Below are 7,465 nucleotides of genomic sequence, written 5' to 3'. Positions count from 1 at the left end.
CGCATTAGATACTGCATCCGCAATATTGCTTGTAACCGTATTAGTGAATGTCAGAGACTTACAATACCTATCAGTGATTGGGTATTCAAATCCACTATCAGTAATCTTATCCACTACAGTACCATGTTCATCCAGATACTTCCTATCAATGACAGGAGTCACGTATATTGCCTCATTTTGACGGGCATTAGGAACAATGATATCAAAGTGAGTTTCATCAACACGATGAACTATTAATTTATGATAGGAATCACCAAACCAACTATCAGTATTATACAGGATAGACATATTTCCTATGCATGAACTAGTATGTTCACAAGTTGTTTTATCTTCGGCGGCAGTCCGATTGGAAGCCCTCCCCAAGAGTGCGCTTTTCATACCGGGAAGCAATTGTTCATGAAGCACAATTGTTTTACCGACATGTGATTTTGATAAGGATGTATATATACCCCATGTAAGATTTGTTCCCAAGTTATTCTGATTGTCCGATACGTCATTTCCAGATTTGTAAGCATATTTTTCAAGTTTTTCAATACCAAAATCCAGACCACGACATTTATTCGCTATCTGTGTTCCGTCAGATGCAACAACGGACACACAGTTCTGCCTACCGACATCGGTATCATTAGGACCGACATTCGCAGTATTATGATATGTGAATGTGAATGACTGTTTTGCTTTCACGACATCATTAAATTTAATATTTCCGAGAATAGCACCATCATCATTTGATTGTTCAGTATTCCATGTGGCACCAATTCCAGATGCATCCTTAATGGCTTTTTCAATCTCGGTAATCTGCGCAGCAGTCCAATAAGTACCGATACCTTGTTCAACAAGGGATACACCATGCGCGTCAGATTCACCCTTATTAGTGATAGTGATAGTCCAACCGACTTTTGCAGTACAGCCCTCATCACCATACTTACAAGTTGAACCAGTGTTCCTATTCACATATTCAATGTCGTGGTCATCACGTGTTTTTTCAACATCGATATCAGGAAGTTCACGATAGAACGGATTAACTTGACTTGCCCAGTCCTCAGCAATGGCAACCTCACGATAACCTTCAGACACAACACTATTATTCATATAATCCGGATCACCCGTAACGGCGAAATAGTTATGAACATTCGCAATGTTATCAGCATAGTCAATTTGCGATAAGCGAGTTTCAACATTGAAGGTACGTGATTCGCCAGCCTCCCAGCGAACATCAGAAGCATCGACAAACGCGCCATTCTCTGTAATAAGGGGATAACTTGACCAGTGCAGATAATTATCATTGAACTGGCACTCACGATTACCACGTGTTGAATCATCTTTTACGCGGCAGTCATACATTTCAGAATGTTTCAATGCGATAGCGCCATCATTAGTAACCTTAACCGTCCAATAGAAGCAATACTCAGTATCACATTTTTTCGGAGCGCCAGTCGCTTCCTTAACAACCGTTAAGTGAGCACGGTCAATATACAGAGGGAATGAGCCATTACCAATGGTAATAACATGCTCATCCGAACCACGCAATGTTTTCGCTGGATTCACATTGAACTGGAATGTGCCAGATGTCAAATCGGTGACAGTATTATCATTAATAGCGTTTGAATTGAATGTGATAATAGCGTAATTCCCTGATACGCTTGATTCCGGTGTCGCTTCACCATCGAATGTCAAGGTTCCGTATTTCACAGAACCATTCCATATTTCACCAGCCTGCGGATAACCACTTTTCTTGAAGTCAATACCAGTAATCGGGAACCGAACCTTATTATTATCAGCGGATAATGTTCCTTTCGGCACTGTGAATGTTGCCTTGAAACGCACGCTATCGTAAGCGGACACATGCTCATTCGGAGCGACATCAACATACTTATCCGCCGCGTTTTCACCATCAGGTAAACGCTGCGCAGACACTGACTTCACCCATGCCGAACCATCAATATAATTATTCGCTGCATTCGCATTCAATGTGCGCAATGCAACCAGCCCGCCAGCAACCACGCCAGCAAGCAATACAAGTGATAACAACCACTTCCAATACTTATTTTTAACCATAATTACACTCCGTTGATTGATTAATATTTCAATCACGGAATATCTAATAACACACTGGAATCACCCACTGGGACAGCCACCGAATTATAATCAACCCACCACTCATTCACCGGCAAATCCAATGACTCACACACCGCACTCACACGCGATGAATCCAATGAACGCAATGCATCCAACGCCGACGCAATACCATCAATCTGGCGCAAATCAACACCACGCAGAATCCGCGCAATATCACTGAACCGCCACACTGACGCCAATTCCCTACAAGCATAATCAACATTCAATGACGTCACCATAACATTACGCGACTCACGCGCATGATACGCACAATATTCACTACACGCACGATGCAACCACGTACCCCACATACCACCAGACAATGAATCACGCAGTTCATTTTCACCCACCATCAATGACGGCATGGACACACTGATAACATTCCCATCATCATCCAATAAGTCAGACACACACTCACGCATGAACACTTCCAACTGAACAGGTGACAACATCTCAGTATCACTACCATGCGAGATTGAATAAGCACGCAATGATTGTTTCTCATCAACCGACAACGCGGCACCATCATTCCAATACCATGCATTAGTGAATGAGATACCGCGCATCATTTTGAAGCATTCAAGCCGGAATTCCACCGGCATAGTGATTACAGATTCCATTTTCTCGCTTTCTCCTCCAGCTCATTACGCAAGTTCGATGAACCACCAAATTCAATGAATTTCCCCGGATAGAATGAATCAGGAAGGAATATGCGCCACCTGCCATCATCCGTGCAAGGGCGCTCATCCAACTCAGATTTGATATCATCAGACAGCTTGTCATACGGAACACCATGAATAATCGTGCCATCATCCATCACACGTTCAGGGACAGAACGCGGATACTTCCTTTTCGCACGCGGCAACCTCATGTTTGACCTCCCATCAAGCGAGTGATTTCGAATACGATTTATCAGCAGCCAATTGCTGATACTTTTTCGGTTGCAATAATGACTGCACAGGTTGCGTTGCAATGAACAGCGCGTAATCATCCGCGAATTCATTGCGTCCAGAAGCATCTGTGAACTTGTACCGAGTCCGCATGAATGAATAATTGCCGTTCAGGATTTCCTGTGAGTCAGCTGATGAGAACAATGGGACATTAATCAACATCCTGCGCAATCTGTCCTCGCCCAGCCGAGTTGGATTCGCCGCACAATCCAATACATCCGCGAACCATCCCAGCGGTGAATTCTGATTAGCGACCGGCGTCATCCTGCTGAACATATTCCAGTAAGCATCAGCCGCAGCCACATATCTGCCATGCGCCAGTGAACTGTCATACTTACATGCGTTCATTGTGAATTCATATAAGTCATGACCGCGCAGAGCCACCAGCCCGTCATTAATCAGCCCGGACACCGTATAATTCTCACGCTTATCTTTCAAATAATCACGCGCACGCAATTTCAACTCAGCAAGCATTAACGCATCATTCATGGCCTTCATGATTACATCTTCTCCCTCTTATCGACTTTGTTAAGAGGAATATATCAATGTACAGCCAGATTAATACTGCACTCATTTCAACTCTGACAGCGATTTTTTGTTATTTCGCGTATCACATATTAAATAAGCACTTTTTCATGTATTCAATGCGAACAGGCGTCCACAGAGCGCAATATTCTGCGGTGTGTGAACGACATCGATTTTCAGCAGAATTACACACATACGAATACAGTCAGCAACCGATAATGAGAATGCCCGCCCGGAATAACCGAACAGGCACTCATGATAATTTAAAACCAGTCATTAATTCTTACCTATGGACACATTATGCATCCATGCGATCACCATGACCGCGATAACGTAATATCACAGTAACCGACAATGCCCGCCAGTTTCCCAGCAGGCATCATCAGATTATTGGAATCGTTTTAATATAGTCAATGTATGCAATGCACACATGCGATCACCATGACCGCGATAATACAATATCCCAATAACGCGGAATGCCCGCCAGTTTCCCAGCAGGCATATATTCCACACATTACAATATTGGATTACAACACACTAATATCACGCATGCATATTACAACCACGCATACGCGCATGATGTTCCTCATACGCTAACCGGCGCGATTTCGCAAGCAACGTGCCATTCCCATCAACCAACTTATGACCCATAACAGTCAATGGTTCACCATTACTGGCAACCAGTTCCCTACGAACCGGACACCACTCACAATCACCTGTATTCAATGCATTCAACACAGAATCACTGAATATTGCAGTGAGAACCGGTAATACTTCACTCACATTGAACTCACGTGTATCATCAATCACATCCGGAATCACACGCCACGCATCCGGAACCGGAATGCCATTCTCATCCGCGATATAAACCATCCGACGCAAATACTGCGATGCAACCACGAAATCATGCAGATGCATGATGGCATCACGGTAATCAAATATTGAATCCAATCCGCCATCGCAATCGAACAAGTCAATGAACCACATCGGCAAATCCGGTTCACCATTCGCCAGAACCAGATAGGACTCCACACGCTCACGAATTAGAGCCATGTTCTCATTGTTCTCATTCCACCTGTTAATATTCTCGTATATCATAAACATAATTCAAATCCCCCATTCATCCCAGTACTCATCATCATTATTGTTATTTCCAGTGAACGGCACATATAATTCCGAATCAACCGGTGTAGTACCCTGAATCGTATATAAGTGCCATTTCGACTCATCATGCTCCCACTCATAACGACCCATGCGAATAGCATCCTTCTCATCATCCGTCAACACTGGAAGCAATGAGAACAATCCCCTGAACGTATGCAAGTCCAGATAATCGCCAGCCGCCGCATTCAACGCTTTCGTGCGCACCAGATACGGATTCACATTACCGTCATCCGAGAATTCCAGTGGTTCATGCGCATAGTGATAGGCGTCATCGAACCGGTATTCCAATACCTGTGGATTCAACAGCATCAGCATCTGTTCCCAGTGATATGCAATAAGTCCCATGTCATGACTCATCGCCGCGTCCCTGTAATTACGGACATGATTCGCGAATTTATCCTTGTAATACCTGTTATAAGTATAAACCAGATTCGCAGGCGCACCCTTTGCCAGATACCGCCAGTTATTCCGGCGCAAGCCATCACGGATAACACCCATTGCCAAAGAATCCAGCGGATTGAAATCCATCAAGATATACTTACGCACCAGCTCCAACATAAGAGGATCAGAATCGTAATTACGCATTATAACGACCTCCCTCCCTGTTAACGAATTCAATGAATTCAATGACTTCATCCTGATTCGCCTGCTCACCAGCGCTGGCGTTCGCATCCACCGTCAAATCGCCATATAGTGCTTCGAACAGATTCGAGAACATGTACCGAGGCAGCGCCAGTTCCCATGCGGACAATCCACGTGAGAACAACTCCCTGCCAGTCCCCTTGAACGCACCAGCCGCCGCGACAAGCAGATAATCAATGTCCCGCAATTCATCATCATCACTGATGACACCTGCATCCAATGTTGCCTTAACCGCCGCATGCCGAACCATTGGATTCCGGGACATCAACATCACATCAATCAGATAAGTAACCTGAACAGGGATATCAGTTCCCAGTGATTCCAGATAATCATGCAACAGGATACCAGCACGCTTGTTCGCCCATGTAATCAACCATGCTTTCAAGGCATCATCATTCAATGTAATCATTTCGCGAACCCCTTTCCCATAGCAGCATCAAATTCATCACCGTTCAGGATTCGGCGGAACACGTCAATATACTGAGCGAACAATGGCATGTTCGCCGGTTTATACGAGCGATTCGGAACATATACATGACGCATATCACCACAGATAGCGCAGTTCTCATCAGTTCTCACACCATCAACGATTGCAAGCAGGTTACTTACGAACTTAACCTGAGAAGGAAGCTTCTCATCAAGCATGAAATCGTAATCAGCGTTATACAGCATTTCATCCAGCACCATATGCAGATTTACATTCATCATGTGCAAGTCATCCGCTGAATCCATGCTTCCACTAAGAACATTCATGATTTTCTGATACGACTCATAATCATTCACACCATCAACGACTGCATCATACAAGCCATTGAATGCAGACGGAATCTCACGCAACGCGGCATTACGCAGATAATCATCATCAATGTTCAGCTCGCTCGATTCCACGGCATTCTCATCAACATCCTGCTGAACGTGAGCATCAGTGAACAGGTTATCCCACTGAGAACCACCCTCAGATGGCGCATCAATGAACATATCATCCGCGACAGAGAACGTCACCTGTGCTGAATCCAATGAATCCAATGCATCCGCTAACTGCTTATCAGATTTCACTGACTGACGGATTGACTTAACCATGCAAGCCGGAACCGGGTCATTCACAGCCGCTGAACGCAGAGCCGCGAATTTATCCCGGCCAATAAGATTCACCAGTTCCACCTGCGTATAATCAAGCAGCGGAATCAAGTCATTATCCAGATCCTGTGAATATTCACCAGTCAATGTTGCACCAATCATACGATTGAACACAGTGAATTCAGCAGTAAATGCATAGTTCGCATCATCCATGCGCTTATCACGGAGAGCATTGGACACATTCCAATTAATCTGAGCATAACCCTCACCGGATTCAAACTCACGCTGAATCAGGTCAACAGAATCCACGAACCCGAAATCATTACGGAACTCACCATCAGACAACAGCACCTGATAAGTTTTCCGTGCTTGCGCCGGAACCGCCCTTGAAATCCGCACACGAACCCAGTTCATGAGCGCAGTGTTATCAATGCGTCCAGCCATAACCCAGCCATCCGGCAAGCATAATGCGCCATCCACACGAATGAATCCATCCAGATTCACATAGATATCATTCACCTTCCTATTATTATTGTTAATCATTGTTATTATCTCCTTGTTATTAATTAATTGATTTTCATTTAACCTTCAATCGCAGCAGTTTTCTGATTGCAATCTGCCCCGCTGATGATTCAGACAAATTGTGCTCACTTGCATACTTTTGAAATTTCCTGTATTCCGCTGGTGTGAGCATAATCGTTAATCGCTCCGAACGCAGCCGATCCACACGCACCGGATTTTTCTGACTCATAATTATTTCCTTCCACTGAATTCATAGTTGCAACTGCACTCACCTGCGAGCTAATAGAGTCCGCCATCGATTCAGCATGATTCATGATTCGCCCTGTAATGCTCACAGTCATAACCATGACGATTACCATTGTTATTATTGTTCCAAGAATTCCTGATTTCATCTTGAATTATCTCCTTATATTGATGTGATGGTTTTTAAGTTGTTACCCTTATATCTATCAAGGTATAAGTTGGTA

The 7,465-nt window shown here is 44.2% G+C and carries 9 protein-coding genes; all 9 read right to left on the bottom strand.

The window, feature by feature from the left end; genetic code table 11:
• Window positions 1–2,058: hypothetical protein (locus OU26_RS10175; protein ID WP_152571372.1), on the bottom strand; the 2,058-nt coding region annotated here is incomplete at its 3' end.
• Window positions 2,059–2,090: 32 nt separating this feature from the next.
• Entirely contained in the window at window positions 2,091–2,738 is a 648-nt protein-coding gene (locus OU26_RS10170; RefSeq protein WP_152571371.1) for a hypothetical protein, read from the bottom strand.
• Window positions 2,726–2,989 (bottom strand): hypothetical protein, encoded by a 264-nt coding sequence (locus OU26_RS09150; RefSeq protein WP_152571370.1) that lies wholly within the window; start codon window positions 2,987–2,989, stop codon window positions 2,726–2,728. Before OU26_RS09150 ends, OU26_RS10170 begins: the two co-directional genes overlap by 13 nt.
• A 13-nt stretch (window positions 2,990–3,002) precedes the next feature.
• On the bottom strand, window positions 3,003–3,566 hold the full coding sequence (locus OU26_RS09145; protein WP_026645736.1) for a hypothetical protein: 564 nt from the start codon (window positions 3,564–3,566) through the stop codon (window positions 3,003–3,005).
• Window positions 3,567–4,136: 570 nt separating this feature from the next.
• Window positions 4,137–4,646: a hypothetical protein gene (locus OU26_RS09140; protein WP_152571369.1), complete on the bottom strand. Its 510-nt coding sequence runs from the start codon at window positions 4,644–4,646 to the stop codon at window positions 4,137–4,139.
• Between the two features lie 54 nt (window positions 4,647–4,700).
• Complete coding sequence (locus tag OU26_RS09135; RefSeq protein ID WP_026645734.1) at window positions 4,701–5,342, bottom strand: hypothetical protein; 642 nt, start codon at window positions 5,340–5,342, stop codon at window positions 4,701–4,703.
• Window positions 5,335–5,808 carry a hypothetical protein gene (locus tag OU26_RS09130; RefSeq protein ID WP_026645733.1) on the bottom strand — a complete coding sequence of 158 codons (474 nt, stop codon included), beginning with the start codon at window positions 5,806–5,808 and terminating at the stop codon, window positions 5,335–5,337. The genes OU26_RS09135 and OU26_RS09130 overlap by 8 nt, the downstream gene beginning before the upstream one ends.
• Window positions 5,805–7,019: a hypothetical protein gene (locus OU26_RS09125; protein WP_026645732.1), complete on the bottom strand. Its 1,215-nt coding sequence runs from the start codon at window positions 7,017–7,019 to the stop codon at window positions 5,805–5,807. Before OU26_RS09125 ends, OU26_RS09130 begins: the two co-directional genes overlap by 4 nt.
• A gap of 104 nt (window positions 7,020–7,123) precedes the next feature.
• Window positions 7,124–7,390, bottom strand: a complete 267-nt coding sequence (locus tag OU26_RS10165; RefSeq protein ID WP_152571368.1) for a hypothetical protein — start codon at window positions 7,388–7,390, stop codon at window positions 7,124–7,126.
• Window positions 7,391–7,465 lie beyond the last annotated feature (75 nt).

It is taken from the genome of Bifidobacterium ruminantium DSM 6489 (assembly GCF_000770925.1).
Lineage (GTDB): Bacteria > Actinomycetota > Actinomycetes > Actinomycetales > Bifidobacteriaceae > Bifidobacterium > Bifidobacterium ruminantium.
This window is presented reverse-complemented; position numbering and strand designations above follow the sequence as displayed.